The 20,290-nt window shown below is 38.9% G+C and carries 14 protein-coding genes and 1 pseudogene; 13 read left to right on the top strand and 2 right to left on the bottom strand.

Features of this window, described 5'->3' with window-relative positions:
• Window positions 1-3 precede the first annotated feature (3 nt).
• The 5 genes and pseudogenes from AWW68_RS14120 (at window position 4) to AWW68_RS14100 (ending at window position 4,863) form a co-directional block, all read left to right on the top strand.
• On the top strand, window positions 4-1,887 hold the full coding sequence (locus tag AWW68_RS14120) for a sensor histidine kinase (RefSeq protein ID WP_068222187.1): 1,884 nt from the start codon (window positions 4-6) through the stop codon (window positions 1,885-1,887).
• Window positions 1,880-2,260 carry a response regulator gene (locus AWW68_RS14115; RefSeq protein WP_068222184.1) on the top strand — a complete coding sequence of 127 codons (381 nt, stop codon included), beginning with the start codon at window positions 1,880-1,882 and terminating at the stop codon, window positions 2,258-2,260. Before AWW68_RS14120 ends, AWW68_RS14115 begins: the two co-directional genes overlap by 8 nt.
• A gap of 51 nt (window positions 2,261-2,311) precedes the next feature.
• Window positions 2,312-2,890 (top strand): YqaA family protein, encoded by a 579-nt coding sequence (locus AWW68_RS14110; protein ID WP_068222181.1) that lies wholly within the window; start codon window positions 2,312-2,314, stop codon window positions 2,888-2,890.
• A 180-nt stretch (window positions 2,891-3,070) separates the two neighbouring features.
• The gene (locus AWW68_RS14105; protein ID WP_068222178.1) at window positions 3,071-3,976 is read left to right on the top strand and encodes a hydroxypyruvate isomerase family protein; all 906 of its coding nucleotides are present in this window, start codon (window positions 3,071-3,073) and stop codon (window positions 3,974-3,976) included.
• 62 nt (window positions 3,977-4,038) lie between these two features.
• Window positions 4,039-4,863: pseudogene (locus AWW68_RS14100) on the top strand (KilA-N domain-containing protein).
• A 164-nt stretch (window positions 4,864-5,027) separates the two neighbouring features.
• Here AWW68_RS14100 and AWW68_RS14095 read toward each other — a convergent pair.
• Window positions 5,028-6,128: a carboxypeptidase-like regulatory domain-containing protein gene (locus tag AWW68_RS14095; RefSeq protein ID WP_068222176.1), complete on the bottom strand. Its 1,101-nt coding sequence runs from the start codon at window positions 6,126-6,128 to the stop codon at window positions 5,028-5,030.
• Window positions 6,128-8,563 carry a TonB-dependent receptor gene (locus AWW68_RS14090; protein WP_068222174.1) on the bottom strand — a complete coding sequence of 812 codons (2,436 nt, stop codon included), beginning with the start codon at window positions 8,561-8,563 and terminating at the stop codon, window positions 6,128-6,130. The genes AWW68_RS14095 and AWW68_RS14090 overlap by 1 nt, the downstream gene beginning before the upstream one ends.
• Window positions 8,564-8,926: 363 nt before the next feature.
• Between AWW68_RS14090 and AWW68_RS14085 the strand changes: the two genes are divergently transcribed.
• The 8 genes from AWW68_RS14085 to AWW68_RS14050 all read left to right on the top strand — a co-directional run bounded on the left by AWW68_RS14085 (window position 8,927) and on the right by AWW68_RS14050 (window position 20,287).
• Window positions 8,927-11,647 carry a S9 family peptidase gene (locus AWW68_RS14085; RefSeq protein ID WP_068222172.1) on the top strand — a complete coding sequence of 907 codons (2,721 nt, stop codon included), beginning with the start codon at window positions 8,927-8,929 and terminating at the stop codon, window positions 11,645-11,647.
• A gap of 31 nt (window positions 11,648-11,678) precedes the next feature.
• Entirely contained in the window at window positions 11,679-12,650 is a 972-nt protein-coding gene (locus AWW68_RS14080) for a Kelch repeat-containing protein (protein ID WP_068222169.1), read from the top strand.
• 181 nt (window positions 12,651-12,831) lie between these two features.
• Window positions 12,832-13,425, top strand: coding sequence for a TetR/AcrR family transcriptional regulator (locus AWW68_RS14075; protein WP_084375699.1), 594 nt, complete (start codon window positions 12,832-12,834; stop codon window positions 13,423-13,425).
• 2 nt (window positions 13,426-13,427) lie between these two features.
• Window positions 13,428-14,057, top strand: a complete 630-nt coding sequence (locus AWW68_RS14070) for a transglutaminase-like domain-containing protein (RefSeq protein WP_068222162.1) — start codon at window positions 13,428-13,430, stop codon at window positions 14,055-14,057.
• Between the two features lie 158 nt (window positions 14,058-14,215).
• On the top strand, window positions 14,216-15,283 hold the full coding sequence (locus tag AWW68_RS14065) for a helix-turn-helix domain-containing protein (RefSeq protein WP_068222159.1): 1,068 nt from the start codon (window positions 14,216-14,218) through the stop codon (window positions 15,281-15,283).
• Window positions 15,284-15,432: 149 nt separating this feature from the next.
• A complete protein-coding gene (locus tag AWW68_RS14060; RefSeq protein ID WP_068224152.1) occupies window positions 15,433-16,683 on the top strand; it encodes a serine hydrolase domain-containing protein in 1,251 nt (416 codons plus the stop codon).
• Window positions 16,684-16,963: 280 nt separating this feature from the next.
• Window positions 16,964-18,799 carry a multicopper oxidase family protein gene (locus AWW68_RS14055; protein WP_068222156.1) on the top strand — a complete coding sequence of 612 codons (1,836 nt, stop codon included), beginning with the start codon at window positions 16,964-16,966 and terminating at the stop codon, window positions 18,797-18,799.
• A gap of 12 nt (window positions 18,800-18,811) precedes the next feature.
• Window positions 18,812-20,287, top strand: a complete 1,476-nt coding sequence (locus AWW68_RS14050; RefSeq protein WP_185101277.1) for a tyrosinase family protein — start codon at window positions 18,812-18,814, stop codon at window positions 20,285-20,287.
• The last annotated feature ends 3 nt before the right edge of the window (window positions 20,288-20,290 follow it).

Here is a 20,290-nt window from a genome sequence, read left to right as displayed (position 1 = left end):
GGCTTGAAGCATTTTTTAGTTTACATATCATTTTTTTTCCTCTCTATTGGAGGCTTATCTGCTCAGACCGAGTCATACTTCGATCTAAGAGGTCAGTCGTTTTCTGATCCTGTCAAGCTTGATGGTCAGTGGGAATTCTATTGGCAGCAATTCATATCAGAAAAGAATAATCAAGGCAGCTTTGAGCTTCTGGAGGTTCCTGGCGATTGGTATCAAGAACCGTTTGATAAACAGTTTACTAAAACTGGGTATGGTACATATAGAACTAATGTGGTTGTAGATGGGGGCAATCCTGAAGATTTAGGACTGTATATCCCTCACATATTTTCATCCTACAAGCTACTTATTAATGGAGACTTGGTTTATAAATCTGGCGAAGTAGGTAAGTCTAGGAAAGAATATCAGCCTAACAGAGAACCCAAAGTATTCAACCTTTCAAAATATGGCCAAACTCAATACGAGATCATCATTGAAGTAGCCAACTACGATCATATGAACTCTGGTTTATTATATTCTCTAGAATTAGGGAATTTTGAAGACTTAAGGTACGAGCTTATGGCTCGCCAAGATGTCAATCTCTTTTTGGCGGGGGGGTTATTTATTACTGGCTTTGTGCTTTTGGCTTTTGCTATCTCATACAAGCAATTAGAGCTTCAGATTCCTTTCTATGCGCTGTTCTCCATCAGTCTAATGTATAGAATGCTTGGAGCAGACCCATATCCCTTGCATGCTCTTTTCACTGGTTACCCATTCGGAATATCAATTCACTTAGAATACCTCACCATACATTCTGCCGCCTTGTTTGGAGGATTATTTGTGTTCTATCTATACCCAAACCAGACCAACAAGTATCTCAAGTATATTTTTGTGATAGGCACGCTCTTTAGCATGGGGTGCATTGTGTTTTTAGAACCTGTGGTATTTACAGGGCTTTTAAAGTATTATCTGTTTTTTGTAATAGTCTATGTCGGTGTATTCATTTACATAATAGCTAAGGCCAGAATTGAAAGAGAAGTAAGTTCTAGCTTCTTGGTTTTTGCTATGGTGGTGGTGCTTCTATGGACTGCTTTTCAGATTATCACCTTTTTAGGTTTAGGCAAAGTGCCATATTACTTGAACGTAGCACTCATGTCCATGATAGTTGTATTCTGCAACTTGGCGCTCTTTAGAACATTCATGTTGAAAATCCAGTCGGTAGATCAGGCGCAGGCCGAATTCAACCTGAATAAGGCCAAACAAAACATGCTGTCTCTTATTTCACATGAAATTAAGACACCCGTTTCTACACTTCGAATGAACATTGAAATGCTCAAAGCAGGTTTGGAAAGTGGCAAGGCTATTCCTGATTCTATGATGGAAAAAATTGTATGGGGGAGCTCAGAAGCCGTTGTAGATATAAAACAAATGGTCAATGACTTTGTCTACTTTATGAGTAGGGCCGATACAGGTGTGTGTGTAATAGCAGCTGAAGAAATTGCCAGTAGACTTACCGCGAGGTTCACTATGAACCACCTTAGTATTAAAGTTGCTTCAGGTTTAAAGGGAAGTTATAAAACCGATTTGCTCACGCTTGAGTATATTCTAAGTACTCTACTCAATAATGCCGAGAAGTATTCATCAGCTTCAGATCCGACTCCAGAACTCTGTCTTTACGAACAAGAAGATTGCTTAATTATAGAAGTTAAGGATTATGGAGTAGGAATGGACAAAGAACAAATTAGGCAGTTGGGCGAAACAAAGCTTCAATTGGACGAAAAGTCTGAAATATCTGGTGTAGGGTTTTACCTTGCAAGAGAATTGTCCAACCAGTTAGATCATAGTCTTAATATTGAATCTAATCCTGGAGTGGGAACCTCAGTTAGAATAGAATTAAAACGAAATGATTAACCTGCTGTTAGTTGATGATAATTTCTCTGTGAGAGATACCTTGAAAGACTTTTTGGAGTTTTTCTACAACGACCTTAATATTTTCATGGCCAAGAATGGCAAGGAAGCCATAAATCTTGTTGAGAATAATAAGATGGATATTGTAATATCTGATCAGATGATGCCAGATATGAAAGGCTCTGATTTTTTAGCTTCGGTGATTGATAAACTAAGAGCAGATAAGGCTTGGATTTACATTTATAGCGGCCAATTAACAGAAGAGCTAAGAATAGACTTTAAAGACTATGGAGAAGTGAAAGTGATAGATAAATTCACTAACCCTATGTTCTTCAAAGAGATAATTGAGAACTATAAAGTTGCAGTAACTAATTAGAACCTTCGTGAAACAATTAACCAAAGTTTTAGCTTATTTTGGCGCAAGCAGATGGAAAGCAACAAGAAGGATTTCTATAACTACTTTTCTCAAAACCTCATTAAGGGGTTCGTTTACCTTATTGTTCTAGTCGGCCTACTTATTCTTTTCAAGAGCTATTTTAAAACCCAGTATGATACCATTGAACATTGGGTGTCTGATGATTATGTGTTGATGCTCGTCATCTTCTTAATTTCAGAAGTTCTGGTAGGTATTCTTCCCCCAGAGTTATTTATGATCTGGTCTATAGACGATCCTGGAAATGTCTATACCATTATCGTTATTGTCATGGCTTTCCTATCTATCGGTGCTGGCTGGATCAATTTTGCTATTGGTAAAGTAATTAGTACCAAGGCCTTTTTTCATCGATACTTTAATAAAAGCCTTACCAAGTATCAGCAACGATACGATCAGTACGGAGCAGGTTTTATCATAGTGGCGGCACTTACACCATTACCATATTCACTTATCAGCTTGGTGACTGGCTCAATGGATTACCCAATCCGTAAATATCTTATCTACTCCTCATTTCGAATACTGCGCTTTGTGGTTTACGGCATCGTCATTTGGAACCTAGAAGGGGTTATTTAGTATATGCTGCTCGGTGCTTGTGATTAGTGCCTGGCTGTCTACAAGCATAAATAATTGACTAACACATCACACACAAAAAACACCAAATACCATAAACCAAAAACTACACACTAGATACCAAATCATCCAATTACCTAGTTCCTCAGTCGCCCAATTCCCAAAAAATACTATCTTCAAAAAATGAACCGTAGAAACTTTATGGGCAAGAGCCTGGCTGCCGGAGCACTCTCCGCAATTCCTTTTTCAGCCAGCGCCAACAACTCTTCAGAAAACACTTTTCAATTGAATTATGCGCCACATTTTGGCATGTTCAGCCAGTCGGCACCGGGTAGTATACTCAATGAGTTAGACTTTATGGCCGAGCAAGGCTTTAAGGCCTTAGAAGACAATGAAATGAAGGCCAGACCCATAGAGGAGCAGAAGCAAATTGCCAGCCGAATGGAAAAACATGGTATGAGCATGGGAGTTTTTGTGGCGCACACTATTCATTGGTTCAGACCTAACCTGACGAGTGGAGACCAAGACAAGCGAAATGAGTTTTTGCAAGAGATCCGCGAGTCTGTTGAAGTAGCCAAAAGAGTAAATGCCAAATGGATGACCGTAGTACCTGGCTTTGTAGACATGCGTAAAGATATGGGCTATCAAACTGCCAATTTGGTAGAGAGTCTGAAGCAAGCCTGTGCTATTCTTGAGCCGCATGGTTTGGTGATTGTATTAGAACCACTCAATAAAAGAGACCATCCAGGTCAGTTTTTAAGCGGTACTGCCCAGGCCTATGAAATCTGTAAAGCAGTAGACAGCCCATCGTGCAAAATACTCTATGATGTCTACCATCAGCAGATCACTGAAGGTAACCTGATCCCTAATATCGATGCTGCCTGGGACGAGATCGGGTATTTTCAAGTAGGAGATAACCCCGGCCGCAAAGAACCCACCACTGGCGAAATCAACTATCTCAATGTATTCAAACATATTCACAACAAAGGCTTTAGAGGCATTGTAGGCATGGAACATGGCAACTCACAAAGCGGCAAAGCAGGAGAACTAGCTGTGATTGAAGCCTATAGAAAAAGTGATGGCTTTTAACACGTCACTTGCAGAGGATTAATTAGACCAGCTTAAACCAAAAATAGTATAAACACATATCAATGATGGCGAAAAGTAAAGTAATTGAAGTTATGGGTAGCAAGATCACAATCATATCCAGAAATAATCGCGACTATATTTCTTTAACCGATATGGTACGCCATTTTGAAGATGGGTCAATTCTAATTGAAAAATGGCTCAGAAACAAGAACACCATCGAATTCATCGGTATCTGGGAACAAATCAATAATGAGAATTTTAATTCCCCCGAATTCGAGGGAATTAAAAATGAAGCAGGTCTAAATCGCTTTACTCTTTCTGTCAAAAAATGGATTGAACACACCAATGCCATTGGATTATTTGCCTAATCAGGGAGATATGGAGGGACATACGCACATAGAGATATAGCTTTTGAATTTGGAAGTTGGTTGAGCCCTGAATTCAAACTTTACCTCATCAAAGAGTTTCAACGGCTTAAAGAAGAAGAAAGTAATCGTCATCAACTAGAATGGAACGTAAGCCGAACCTTGGCTAAAGTCAATTACCGAATTCATACCGATGCCATCAAGGAGAAACTGATTCCAGAAAAGCTCCCCAAAGATCGTATTCAATTGGTTTATGCCTCAGAGGCTGACTTGCTAAACGTTGCCTTATTTGGACAAACAGCCAAAGAATGGCGTGACCAAAACCTTGATACTAATGGCAATATCAGAGATCATTCAACCATAGAACAGTTGGTGGTTTTGGCTAACCTTGAAAGTATTAACGCTATGCTAATTCAACAAGGTATGAGTCAACCAGAAAGATTAAGGCAGTTAAATGGTTTGGCAATTCAGCAAATGAAATCACTGCTGCAATCTCCTTCTACTAAAAACCTTCTGGAATAAATTGCCAAAAGGGCTAATATTTAAATAATGAACAGTGAGTTGGTCGTGATTGAAGCCTATAGAAGGTGAGCTTTAGTTTGAAGCTGACTGGTTGAATCTCCCCCAACTAATAACGTCTCTTAAAACCATAACTCAATTGACTACTATATAATCTTTGATTTTAACTAATTACTTTTGAGGTAATCTGGTAAATAGTTGACTGGAAGCATCTTATAAACTCCTAAATTAGCTAGGTGACCATAAACCATTAATGAGAGTGGATTGTGTAAGTTACCGTTTTGAGAGACTTTGGTAGTCTCATTTTTTAGAAGAATGTAACTAACCTCCGTTGTGTCATCAACCGGATTAGTAAAAAACAGCTCTATAGTTCCATCAACCCACATTTCATAATTATCATTTTCAACCTTAGTTAATTTTAGATTAGGGTTGACAGCAGATGGGCCAGTTCTTAGCGCATTACTAACTCTCTCATAGTCTTTTGAATCAATATTCGATGTGGGGTCAAAGTTTGTAATATTCACCAAAAAACCTTCCTCGATTAAACGGTCACTGATCAAACTAAATAGAAGGTGCTTTAAGGAGCCTTTGAATGCTTCTTCTCTATTCTTCTTCCATTTCACCAAGTCTTCTGGTTCTTTGGGTGTTAGCTCTTTAAAAACGGGGTATCCAATAAAAGTTTTGGTGGTTTTATTCATTATAAATGAGAAGTCGTAGTATTTTATTTCATAACCTAAGTATTCATTTACAAATACCAGATCATAGTTTTTGCTAAACTTCCAAGATTGTGATGTAAGGTCTCGGATATCTATTACTTCTTCATTGACCAACTGAATTAATCGTTCATTGTATTCTGTTCCGAGTACCATTTTCATGAAATTCCCTAATTCTCTTCTTCTTTGTCTCGCAAGCTTTCCTCTGCCTTTGGCACTGATGGAAACTTCATCTAAATCGACCACTTTAGGGTTTAGTCTAATTGTTAGTGTTTGATCTGTATTTTTTGGAGATAGCTTCAACACCTTATTTTCGTATGCGATATGAGAAAATACTAAGGTGAACTTGTGGTCTGGTAGACCTGAAAGTGAGAATTTCCCTTCTTTATCAGTGATGGTTCCTGTTGTAGAACCAACTAAGCCAATTGCACAGAATTCAATTGGGTCTCCTGTAGATTTATCTATAACTACACCACTCAAAGTATAAGATTGAAAAGAAAAAGAGAGATTGAAGGAAAAAATTAAGAGTAGAATACTCAATCTTATTATGGTCATTACTTACTTATTTTATAAAGTTTAGAAGCATTAAATACACTACCATCAGAACTTAAACCTTGTACATTAATGAGTACATTAGTCTCCCTGTCTGTATTGTAGAATTCTATGGTTTTCTGGCTTTCATTAGTGAAAAAGAGCATTGGTTCCCAATGCAACAAAAGCCTTTGGTCTGGAATCGTATTATTCACATTATCTGGATAGTATTTGGGAGAATAGAATTCTAAGGGTCTATTATACCCTCCTGGTAAAGTCATCGAAATAGCTCCTTTGCCATCCTCATCGAGAATATCTTTCTCAACTTTGCTGTAAAACGCTATTACACCTGCAGCCCCCTCAGAACCAAAAGCTGAAGCAGAATTACCTTTATAGACCTCTACTCTGTCTATAGAAGATGGAGGTATACTTGTCAGTTCTTCATACCTCATAGCATGGTTGTCTAAAAGGATTAAAGGCATTAACTGAGACAGTGGAGTGTTGTTTTCGTAACCGACAGAGTTTCTAAGACTGATTTTAACATCTGTTCCACCAATTTCAATTTTTACACCTGGGATTCTACCTTGCAGTGCTTGAAATGGGTTGTGATAGGGTGAAGTGTCAATTTTTCTGAAGTCCACCGTATAGTCACTCTGTCCATATACATTACCTCTATTCCCTTGTCTTTGAATTAGCTTCTTGCCTTGTATCACATATTCTCCAAGATCTCGAAATCTAGTTGAATCAAATTCATAGGTGGCTTTTATATACTCCCGCTTCTGATGGTGATCACTAAAATTCGTAAAATCTCCATCAGAGAAATTGAATTGCATTGAGCCTCTTTTTGAATTAGCTAAGGGAGGGTGCTCTGTATTAAAAGTATCGAGTTGTAAACTAACATTAGTTGCTCCTCTTTTATTTACTGCCTGAAAAACAACTTGATCTCCCTCATAGAATTTTACATCCTTCATGGTGAAGCGTCCATTTGCATCTGTAGAGGCCTGTTTAAAGACTGTTGGAATAACATTTTTATTTAAAAAAGTAACAGTACCATTTTCTAAAGCTTTATTTCCTCTTTCGTTTAATACTCTTCCATTAATTTCAAGGCCTTTCTCCGCTAAATATTTCTCTTCATTGGTTTTCAGGGCAGTTATGCTATTCCAAGAAAACCTAGTCCAACCCTGTACCAGCATTAATAAGTCTAAATGACTTTTTGCCAATGGGTTAGATGAATCAAAATAATATGTAGGTTTTTCCACATACCCTTTTAAATCTGAAGAGAGTAGTAGTTCAGAGACAATTGTTTGATCGGGAATTGAATCTAATGTTTGGCCTAAATCAATAATACTAACAGAAAACACTCCGTCAATACTTTGTTGATTTTGAGAGACAATTTTCGCACTTACCTTACTTCGTTTATCAAACGAACTGGATTCCAATTCTATAGAAATTTGAGATTTTTGGCCTGTTACGTGAATTAATCTATCGGCTATAATATTATTGTTTTCATCAAATAGCGTTACATGTGAAATACCATCGGGTAAGTGAATCTTGGGTATCGTTAATTTATTCTCGCCTACCTTTAATCTTGGCTCGAAAGTGTAAATTACTTTTCCTTTAGAATGAATAACCAATGACTGTTGACCACCTGAATTAGGAACGTTTGATCGTATAAAAACATCGAAAGTATTCTTTTTGGCATTGTTTACTTCTAAGACATAGCCGAGTTCTTTGGGGGTAGGAAGGTCAAGCTCCATAGGATAATTGTTGACTCTAGCCTTGTATTTCTTGCCCTCTGTAGGGGTTATAGAAAAAACACCCATTCCGTTGTGTTCTGTAATAAACTCCGTAATAATACTGTCGTATTGATCTACAATTTCGCCTTTCAAATGAACCCCTAAACCTCCGCTATTAACTGCTTTAAAGGCAACCTTGCTTTTGATGCCATTCACCAGATGTCCGCCTTCTGGAAAAAACTGCAAACCTAAATCATTGCCTGAAGGGTCTAAGGGTTTGATAGTAGAATCTACTACCACAATTTCTTTTTCAAACATGAATTCTTCAGGGTAGTTGCGCATTAACGCTGTATAACTTCTAAGTAAGTAACTCCCTGGTTCCAAAGATTTTGGTAATTCTAATTGCCCATGCCCATAGCCGTTATTCGAAAGTATTTTTTGCCGGCTAATTAGGTTATTTGTCTTAGAATAGAGCTCTACCCAAACTACTTTGCTCAATTGTGATGGTTGGTTGTTGGTTGCATTCACAACGTATGACTGATACCACAATAAGTCACCAGGTGAATAGAACCTTCTATCAGTATGTAGATATACTTTTTCATTCTTATGAGTATCTGTAAATGATTTAAATTCGTGGATAATATCATTTTCTTGTTCAGCTTCCTGAGCATTAATGCCGGTTTGCTGAGCAATGAGGAACAAGAATGATAGAAAGAGTTTCATATTGATAAAAGGTGTAGAATACTGAATTAACAAATTAGTTGATCACCGATGATTAACACAAATAGAACCTAACAAACCCTTATCGGATAATAAATTAAATATTATATTTTGAAATACATTATATATGAACAGAGGTAGTTTTTTGTCTTATATTAATATTAAAAATAGTTTAAGGTCAGTATTTAACAATTATTGAATGGGGTTTCATAGTTAATCTATACTCTATTTTTATAACTTATTTTGGAAACCTCTAGCCTCTTATGAAACCTTATAGACAGGGAATTGTAGCCTTGTATAAAATAATGAGACCATGATAAGGCATTAATTCTATATTGGGGTTTGAGAAATAAATATAACTCCACCATGCAGTCTAAACCTATCTTTAGAATTTTCTACTGTTTGACAATTATCCTATTGTCATTTAGCTCTATTTCAGCCCAAGAAAAGAAAGCCCTTCAATTAGAAGATTATGGGCAGTGGAACAGAATCAGCAATACTTCACTTTCGCCCAACGGCCAGTGGATTACTTACGCTTATAGTCCTAATGATGGAGATGCGAAGTTCTACATGCGTCAGGTTGCGGGCGACACGGTCTATAGTGCCATTAATGCCTCTAGGGTTAGCTTTTCGAACGATAATCGATACGTTGCATTTTTAGTTTCTCCTGCAGAAGAGAAGGCCGAAGCTTTAAGAAAGCAACGCAAACCTGTCAACAGAAACCTACATATTTATAACCTTAGCAATCGTTCGGTAGAAGAAATTAAGGATGTACAATCATTCAGCTTTGCAGAAAACTCTGAGTACATAGCCATAAGCAAAGTACAAAGCGATAAAGACGCTGAACACAGCGGCACCGACCTGATTTTGAAGAGCCTCAAAGGCGGCACGGTAATGAATATTGGTAATGTTTCGAGCTACGCTTTTAATGAAACTGGCAAGCTATTCTCTTACTTGGTAGATGCAGATGGCGATACTGGAAATGGTGTTTACTTACTAGACCTAAGCAATAGCAGAACCTGGTCTATCAATACTGGAGAATATACCTACAGTCAACTGTCTTGGAACGAAGCTGGAAATACATTGGCCATACTTTATGGTAAAACACCAGAAGGAAAGGTTCAGCGAGAAAATACACTGCTTATTTCAAGTAATCTTAGCGCAGGTATGTCAAATCTTTCTTCGCTTACCATGTTTAGCCAAGCACCGAACAATTTCGTGATCAGCGAATATAGTGGCTTGAACTGGAATGATGCAGGTACACAGATTTTCCTTGGTATTAAGGAGCAGGAAGATGAGTTAAAGAAAGAAGACGAATTGAAGGCCAATGTAGATGTTTGGCATTGGAAAGATGATGTGGTGCAGTCATCGCAAATTGTGCGAGCTAATAGAGATAAGCGAGCCACCTACACTGCTGCTTACAATGTGAACTCCGGTAAACTGGTGCAGCTCCAGACAGAAGATATTTCAGTAAGAACTAATGACAAATCGAAATGGGCAGTTGGCTTTAACGATAGCAAATACAGTAGCCTGAGAGATAGGCCATCGGGTTATGCTGACCTAACTGCCATCAACACGGAAACTGGAGCTAGTAAGCGAATTGCTGATGAGGTTTATCATTTCATGGGGCTTTCAGCCGATGGACAATATGCGGCTTACTCTAAAGATACGCAGGTAATGATTTACCAGTTCGAAACAGGTAAAACCACCAACATTAGCGCAAATACTGATATCAGTTTTGAGAATACCGAATTCGATTACCCGGTAGAAAAACCGGTTTATGGAATTGCTGGCTGGTCAACCGATGGTGATTGGGTTTTGATGAACAATAAGTACGATATCTATGCCTTTTCACTTAAATCAAAAGAGGTGAAGAACCTTACAGATGGAGTTGGCAGAGCCAATGATATTCGTTTCAGGTTGACACAGCTTGACCCTGAAGCTGATAGCTACGATTTATCTAAAACCTTATTGCTCAGTGCTTATGGTGAATGGACCAAGAAGTCGGGTTACTATGAAGTGCAAATGGGCAAGAAGCCGAAAGCACTTAAGTTTGTAGATAAAATGATTGGCCGACCTACCAAGGCAAAAGATGCTGACGTATTGATGTTCACTCAACAGACTTTTGAGGAGTTTCCAGATGTTTGGGTGGCCAACACTGACTTCAAAAACGAACAAAAAATTACAAATGCTAACCCACAGCAGGCAGAGTATAAGTGGGGCAGAAGAGTGCTAGTAGACTACACAGACAAAAGAGGCCATAAATTACAGGCTACATTAGCTTTACCTGCCGACTATCAGGAAGGTAAGAAGTACCCAATGGTGATTTATTTCTACGAGAAAATGTCGCAAAGACATCATCAGTATTCTATGCCAACTTATGATGACAGACCACACATGTCTGCTTATGCCAGTAATGGTTATTTGGTGTTGATGCCAGACATTGTTTACGATATGGGTAAACCAGGAAGCTCTGCTTTAGACGATGTGACTTCTGCGGCACAAAAGGTTATTGATCTTGGCTATGCCGACCCAGAAAGAATTGGTTTACAAGGACATAGCTGGGGTGGCTATGAGTCGAGCTTTATTCTAACTCAAACCGATATGTTTGCTTGTGTAATCACTGGCGCACCACTTACTAACTTAATTTCAATGTATAATGTCGCCTATAAGCGAACAGGCAACCTTAACGGTCCAATTATTGAGTGGTCGCAAGGTAGAATGGGAGTAAGCCCATGGGATGATATGGAGCTATACAGAAGTCAGTCTCCTATTCATCATGCTCAAAACATTAATACACCATTTTTAATATTACATGGTACAGCCGATGGCGCTGTAGACTGGAATCAAGGTTTAGAATATTATCAGACTGCTCGCAGATTGGGTAAAGAGGTAATTCTATTGTCTTACCCAGATGAACCGCACCACCTTGGCAAGGAAGAAAATCAGAAGGATTTTCAAATTAGGATGAAACAATATTTCGACCATTACTTAAAAGGTGCCGAAGCTCCAGTTTGGATGACGAAAGGCGTCAAACAATTAGATAAGAAAAGAACTAAAGCAGAAGAAATGGGAGAGGGCAAATAGCCCTCTTTCTTTTTTAGATAGCAAAATAACCATGAAACTAATTCTTACTCTTCTGGCCAGCGTAGTATTCTCTACGTTTATACATGCTCAGACAATGCTCAAGTTCGAAAAGGTGAAGTCTATGAAAACTCCATCTTACAATTTTGGCTACGCTGCCTCCAATCAAGACTTGTATGCCATGGGTGGAACGCAAGGTATGATGGAGTTTGGTTCGGGCATGCAAGTCTACGACAGCAGAACTGGAAAATGGATTACTGTAAAACTCAAAGACATACCTTATACTACCACTACGTCTTTACTTTATTTGGAAGAGTATGATGGCCTATTGATGCTCGGTGGAAGTCAATTGGTGGGAGATGCCGAATCGCTTATGCAAGAAGCTAGAGTGATTGACTTGTCAAATTTAACAATAAAATCTTTAGGGAATTTCCCGAATGCAGCGAAAAAAATGGGCCTCGCGAAACAGGGTGACTTTATCTATTACTTCGGTGGCTATTTAAGTAAAAGTAGATTCTCACCTCCAACCTATACCTTCAGTAACCACTTTTACTCCTTCAACTTAAAGAGTGGAGCACTACAAGAGTTAGCCAATTTACCAATGGCCATGTCTACGCAAGGCGGTATTTATGACGGTAATCTTTACTTGTTTGGAGGTTTTGATGATAGGTATTTAAGTGAAATTTGGCAATTCGACTTTGAAACCCAGGTTTGGAAGGAACTAAAAGGCTTTAAAGAGCCCGTTTCATCTTATGCCCTAGCTCAATATGAACACTATTTTATTCTGGTGGGTGATTACTCTAGTGGTGATCAGATATTGGTTTATGATGCCAAAAAGCAAGAGTACAAGACTTTTCAATCCAATGTGAGAATGAGAAATGGTGGAGCCGCGATTTTAAATGGCTACCTCTATGTGTACGGTGGTCAGTTGCCATACCCAGGCAAAGAGCAACTTCAACAAACTTATAGGATTTCGGTAAGTGAATTGATTGATGAAATGAATTAGTCAGGTAATTCTCCTGTGCTTAAGCATATTCATTTTGGTGTTTCTTCTTGAGTATACCGGAACGAAAAGATGAATGTTTGGCTTATATTCCTAACAACGATGCAGAGTTTAGAGCCAATTTTGTTACCTGCAAACTTGTAATATCATCAACGACAGCCTAGAGCACTTTTAAAATAAGTAATTGAGCAAGGAAAGAATTCTGGAAACGGCAAAAACACTATTCATGCGCTTCGGGGAGCGAAGCATAAGCATGGATGATATTGCCAAGGAGAGCATCGTTTCTAAGAAAACTATCTATCAGCATTTCGAAAATAAAGAGTCACTTCTCCTCACCATAGTGAAAAACGAAATAGCAGAATGGGATACTTTTAAGGCAGAACTAGCTGCAAAAAAAGAGTCTGCCGTCATTAAAATTTATAGGTATAATGAGTTTGTAAAAACTAGAATTCTCAATTTCAACCCACTATTCATCATTCAAGTTTCCAAATATTATAGAGCCATTGAAACAGAAATAAATACTGCTGCTGATAGTAATCAGACATTTATTGAAGGTCTTTACATGGAATTAAAGAGGGGTGATTTGCTCAATGACTGGGTAGATATTTCTTCTGCGGTAAAGGTTCAAAGGGTTTTGAATAAGCTGTTTATAGAAAACTGTGCGCTAGACAAAAAGAATGCAGTAAATGCTCATTTGCACCTCATTCAATCTAACTTTTTTGGAATGCTCACTAGCTCTGCTTGTGAAGAGTTACAACACTTTATCTCACGGAATTAACCATGCAACAATATATACAAGAAACTGAATTCTTCGATTTTAATACTGCTGGCATTCAAGCCTTAGTGGCTGAATTTATCGACCAACCGACTAATCAACAGATTGAAGGCCTCTTTCTTACGGTAAGAGACAACTGGAGATATAACCCTTATACCATTTCAGGCAAGAAAGACCACTACAAAGCAAGCGATGTGGTTGGCCGAAAAGAAGGGCATTGCATTGATAAGTCCGTTCTATTTATAGCTGCACTAAGGGCTTTGAAGATTCCTGCCCGACTTCGATTAGCGAAAGTTGTGAACCATATTGCAGCAGAAAGATTGACTGAGAAATTAGGCAATTCGCACATTGCACCTCACGGTATTGCTGAAGTATATGTTGATGGAAAGTGGTTTAAAGCTTCAAACGCTTTCAATAAAGAGCTCTGCGAAATATACAATGTTGATCCGCTGTACTTTAATGGGACGGAAGATGCCATGATTCAGCCCTTTAACAGAAGTGCGCAAAAGTATATGGAATACATCGAAGACTACGGTCATTTTGACGATGTGCCTTTTCGATTCATCATCGATACCTTTCAGCAAAACTATCCTGCCTTGGCCCATGCTTTTGTGGAAGATAGGTTCACCATCTAAGTTGGAAAGGAAATATAAATTCTTTCAGATCGACTGATTTTTGGCCATTTAGAAAGTGTCCCTAGACGATTTAATGATATGTTTGTGGCGGTACTAAAATGACCTAAGTTTCGGGAATGCGAACCTTCAGTAGTTTAGACAATTTAAACTTCAACTAAATGACAGCCATTGAAAGTATTGCTCTGATTGGCGTTTTCTTATTGCTGCTACTGTCTGCATTTCTGATTTCCAACAAGTCTGAAAAAAGAACTGCAAATTTACTTTTTGCTGGCTTTCTGATTATCACTTCGTTAGATCTTTCTGGTCAGTTTTTAGGTGATTTTTATAGGGATTTTACCATTCTCAATAAGTTGAGAACCTCACTTGCATTCTTACAAATGCCATTGCTTTACTTTTATGTAAAGAAAACCTGTTTCAGCGATTTCAAGCTCAAGCCTAAACTTTTGTGGCATGCATTGCCTACGCTTGTGTTTTTGTTGGTATATCTCTTCTCTGAAATCACTCTAGGACTGGAAGTGATCTTCGTTATTTCTGTTCAGATTCAGATTTATACCTATTTGGTGGCGAGTTTCATTCTACTGAAGAATTACAGAAAGACGTTTGAAAACTTCCATTCAACGCAAAGCCAAACCTATCGCTGGTTACTCACGGCTATAGCATCATACTTTCTAGCCAACAGCATTGTCCTTTTCAGAGGAGTCTCAGAAGCGTTAAATAATTTTGAACGCTTTCCTATTTTAGACTTATCTATTGCCTTGTTTGCCTTGTTTATGGTTTCTTGGTTCGTTCTAAAAACCATGCATACTCCGGAGCTATTTCTGCAGGTAAATCAAAACGAAAAGGAATCTGTAAAGCAAAAAGTGAGCAATGCACCCTCAGAAGATGCATCTAAAGATCTCGCTACTCTAGATGCCTACATGTTGAATAAGAAACCGTTTTTAAATGACACACTAACGCTTCAAGTCTTAGCCAGCGAAACTGGTCTGTCCGCAAAACGATTATCGCTAATTATTAACCAATCTAAGGGAACGCACTTCTTCGATTTCATCAATGGTCATAGGGTAGAGGAAGCCAAGCACTTGCTGCGCGAAACTGACCAGACCATTCAACAGATTATGTTCGAAGTTGGCTTTAACTCCAAGTCTTCATTCAACACGGCCTTTCGGAAACATACCAGCTTAACGCCTACAGCTTATAGAAAGCAAACCGCATCATTTAAAGTCTAAATACTAGGTGTTCTTTTTCCGATTAATTGGTTCGACTTTCCTCTAATCGAACCACAGAGCCCTTTTCTTTCATTTGATTTGCCTAAGCTCTTTGTGTAAGCAGATAGAGGCTTTCAATGAAAAAAAATCAAATCACCTATAACTCAACTATGAAAAATCTAAAAACAATTGGCCTAATTTCTCTCGCTTTAATCCTTTGGACAGCCTTCATTGCTCTAGGTTTTGTAGATGGATATTTATTGAAATCTATCGACTCTAGTGGAACAACAAAAGGCTTTGCAGAGGCTGTGTCAGATCAAATAGGGAATGAATATATAGGCAACCTAGCCATGGCGCTAATCAAAGACGGAAAAGTAGCAGAAATGCTTTTCCATTCAGATAGTGGAGAAGATATCAATGGACAATCTGCTTTTCCAGTAGCTTCGGTGAGCAAGTGGGTAACAGCTGTTGGAGTAATGAAATTGGTGGAAGAACAAAAGCTAGACTTGGATGCACCAGTTGAAAATTACCTAACTCGTTGGCATTTGCCGGCAAGTGAGTTCGTCAATGATCAAGTTACGGTAAGAAGACTATTATCGCATTCTGCTGGTTTTGATGATGACTTGGGCTACGGTGGATTCACTGCAGATGAAGAAGTTCAATCTTTGGAAGAATCTCTCACCAGCGCAGCAGACGGTTATTACGATGGTGCCAAAGCAAGAGTTGGATACGAGCCAGGGAGTCAATTTATGTATTCTGGAGCCAGTTATACGCTTCTACAATTGCTTATAGAGGAAGTAACAGGTGTATCATTTTCAGACTATATCAGTCAGGCCATTTTTAACCCATTAGGCATGAAAAATACCAGCTTCAACCTAAAAGATAGTAGCAGTATAAACCTGGTAAATGTGTACAAAACCAACGGATCGACTAGGCCAATGAATAGATTCACTGCTAAAGCAGCTGCTTCATTAATGACTAGCCTAGATGACCTCTCAAAATTCATGCTGAGCAATTCATTAGAAAACAGTTCGCTTCTAAAGCCTAGCACTATTCAGTTAATGGCAAAAGCTGAGAGCTACAGGAATGGGATTCCTTATTACGGACTAGGCCCTGATCTATACTCACCACAGCACGAAACAGCAAATATTATTGGCCATGATGGAAGCGGAAATGATGCTATCAATGCCACAGCAAGGTTCGACTTGGCCTCTCAGGATGGGATCATTATACTTAGTACGGGGCATTATTCTTTTGCCTCAGACACTGCAGATGAATGGTTGTTTTGGAAAGCAGGAATTGCCGATAGGGTAGTGATGCAAAGAAACATTCCATATCTAGTAACTCTGCTTGTAGTCGGCTATGTACTAATAGTCATTATATCATGGCTGATTTTGAAAAGGAGAAGGGCTAATACCTAAGGCCCTTTTTCTTCAGAATTTAGAATCTGAGTAGTGCTGTTACGTGATCGGTGTAGTAAACATTTGTCTGGTCATAGTAAGCTGATTGTTTTTAATATTAAGCTTACTATCTAACAAACAGTGCGTTAAAGCTTAAATTCATATAACTATATCAATTATTTAAGATTTCAACTATTGGGTAATATTCATTTTGTTTAAATTAGTGGTGTTTAGTTAACTGAACCGAATAACAATAAACGGTTAGGCTCACAACCTAGCGAATCACACAAACGACAACCCGATGAGAAGAATCAATCAGATTGCCTTATGTGCAATCACTCTATTAATTGTTTTAAGCCTACCTTCTTGCCAAAAAGCCACGCAGCGCCATCAAGAAGTAGCTTCTGAAGACATACTTAAGGAGATAAACACTATAAAAGCTAGTCTTTCAAGTGTTAAGCTCAAGGCTGGTGCAGACAAGCCGCTAATACATTTGCCTTTCCAGAATCCTGAAGAAATTTCTTCTAACAATGGAATGCTCGACACCGAGCTTGCCGTAAAGTTTACTACAAGCTCCATCTATAATACAGTTAAAGACGAGAACATTTCATTGTATCACAGGTCTTATAATGGCAAACTGGTAGGGCCAACCCTTCGACTTAAGAGAGGAGATTCACTGTTTGTAAATTTGATGAATCAGCTTCCAACCTTAGAAGGAGGAGGGGCTTGCGACCCATTTGAACCTATACATGATGGAGTAGATCCTAACATCATTGATAGTCTGAGGTTTAACAATACTAATTTGCATACGCATGGCCTGCATGTTTCTCCTATGGGGCATGGAGACAATGTATTCGTTAACCTAGATCCTGGTTGTAGCTTTCAGAACAGAATAGGAATTCCAGATAACCATGCGCCTGGTACATTTTGGTATCACGCACATCTCCATGGCTCTACGGCCATTCAGGTGTCTTCAGGAATGGGAGGAGCCATCATTATAGAAGGTGGCTTAGATAGTCAGCCAGAGATTGAAAAAATGGAGGAGAAAATCTTCATCATGCAACAGATTCCTTATACACCAGACACCGCTGCAGGAGGGAATCCAGATCGTTATGCAGTGAAGTTCATTGAAGGAACCACTTTTGGTCCAGGAAGCTGGCAAGATGGTATTGAAGCCTCAACAGGATGGAGAACAACCATTAACGGAATGGTATTGCCTATCATTGAAATGGAGTCTGAAGAGGCTCAACGTTGGCGATTTATTCATGCAGGTGTAAGAGAAACACTAAACCTTAAGCTTGTCAGCCTACAAGAAAATAAAATCAATCATGAGAAGCTTCACGTGGTAGCTGAAGATGGCATTGCCTATGGTTATCGCAATGATGTGGATAGCATGACGCTTCAGCCTGGCTATCGTGCTGATATTCTAGTTCAAGCAGCAGTAAATACGAGTAATGAGCAAGACACCCTGTATCTAATTGACGCAGATTCGCCTGTGTTGGATGAAACCGATAGAACCGAGTACGAGTCGGAAAAGGTATTGGCAGTGGTCATTGTTAAGCCTAAAACTTCCAAGGCATTGGCTCGCAAATTACCTTCTTCGGAGGCATTGGCGGTGTATGCACCATATCCTTCATTGGTTAATGAACCGGTTACCGATTCTATGCAATATGTACAGTTTGATATAGTGCCAGGAGATACTACCCTTTTCCAGATTAATGGAGAGGCCTTCGACCATACTAGGCCACCGCGTCAATTAGGACTAAATAATGTGCAGAAGTGGACTCTAACTTCATCATTAGGTGCTCATCCGTTCCACATCCATGTGAATCACTTCCAGATTCAACAGCATTTTAAGAAAGTGAATGATGAATGGGTAGAACAGCCCACCTCGCCAATCTGGAAGGATACTTACTTTGTTCCTAGCTCAGATTCCATCATCATCAAATCAATCTATAAGGACTTTGTGGGAGATTTTGTACTCCATTGTCACATTCTAGACCATGAAGATCAGGGTATGATGGAATCGGTGAGAATTGATAAAGACAACCGAATTACCGCCTACCTGAGTGATAGAGGGATTTCTATTTGTGGGCCAGGCTATAAGAATGATTTCGACATGACAGAATTAGAATAAACACTTATGAACATGATTAGACACACACTCAAAACGCTCATCGGCTGTATGTTGCTGATAGTACTTTTTGCTGGGCAAATCTCAGCACAGGTAATTAGAAAGAACATCGACTCGCTTACCGCAGTAGAGTTGGCCACTTACGAACATGCCATTCAACTATTGAAAGACAGAAGTGCTGAAAATCCGTACGACTTACAGGGCTACGCTTGGCAAGCTTGGGTTCACAACAAAAACAGAGTCACCATTCCTGCTCAAAATACTATGAAGCAAGGAGATATGATTCCGACCGAGTTTTATAAAAAAGCTGCTCAAGAAGTCTATGCAGATGGCACATACGGGTACCCAGGTATGTGTGAGCATGGAAAAGACATCTTCTTTATTTGGCACAGAGCACAGTTTTATTACTACGAACAGATTCTACAGAATACCGACCCTGAGGGTACAATTGTAGACAGCAAAGGAAATAAGTACCCCACCAAGAATTTGGGCATTCCTTTTTGGAATTTCACTAGAAAAGCAAGTGGCAAGAAGTTTCCGAAGATTTTTGAAGATCAAAATTCCGTACTGTACCATCCGGGTAGAAACATAGAAATTGATCCGAAAGACACCTCGTTTACATCTCCTTATTTACTATCTAACTTACTTCAAAGTGATTATTGGGCGGTATTCGGAGGATATCCAAATGCTACCAATGGTGGTTATGGTACTTTTGAAAGTCAGATTCATAACCCAATGCACGACAAGTTCATTGGCGGAGATATGGCAAGCCCATCTACTGCTGCTTATGACCCGATTTTCTATTCATTCCATGCCTATATCGATTATGTATTTGAAGCTTGGATGGAGCAACACGGAAAAGAGAAGATCACTTCTTTAAACTACTTTCTGAGAGCCCAACAACCAGAGCAATTTCATTTACCAAACCACAACCCAGGACTTGGTGATAGACCTAATATGGGGCAGGCAAACCTGTATCTCGACATTTCTAAACTTGGTTATAAATATCAGGTTAGAGGTAAAGACCGCTTCTATAATGCGGCAGAGATAGCTCAGTTTTTAACTGATAGCAAAGGCAGACCTTTGGTTTTAGGGGTGAGCAATGAAAGCCCTTATTACAAACTATTTACTTATGGCGTTCAAAGAAAGCCAGAAAGTGACATTGGAGAATTGACTCAGCAAACCCTTACAATAGATGCAGTAAACCCAGAAGTGCCATACATTTACACTTACACGGAAAGTCAGCCAACAACTTCTTATCAGGTAGATATTTATATGCACCCTGTAAATGTTAAAGCGAAAATTAAATCGAAGAAGTTTAGGGAAAAATACTTTGTAAGGTCGGCAAATGCGTGGTTAGATGAAATGCATGGCGACCATATAATGGGAGGCCACAAACTAAATGTAGACCTAACCGAGGCTATTAATGCTTTGAACCAAAACTTCTCAGGAGAAGAATATCAAATAACAGTAAACTACACTAAACAATAATAC

Source organism: Roseivirga spongicola (assembly GCF_001592965.1).
Taxonomy (GTDB): domain Bacteria; phylum Bacteroidota; class Bacteroidia; order Cytophagales; family Cyclobacteriaceae; genus Roseivirga; species Roseivirga spongicola.
This window is presented reverse-complemented; position numbering and strand designations above follow the sequence as displayed.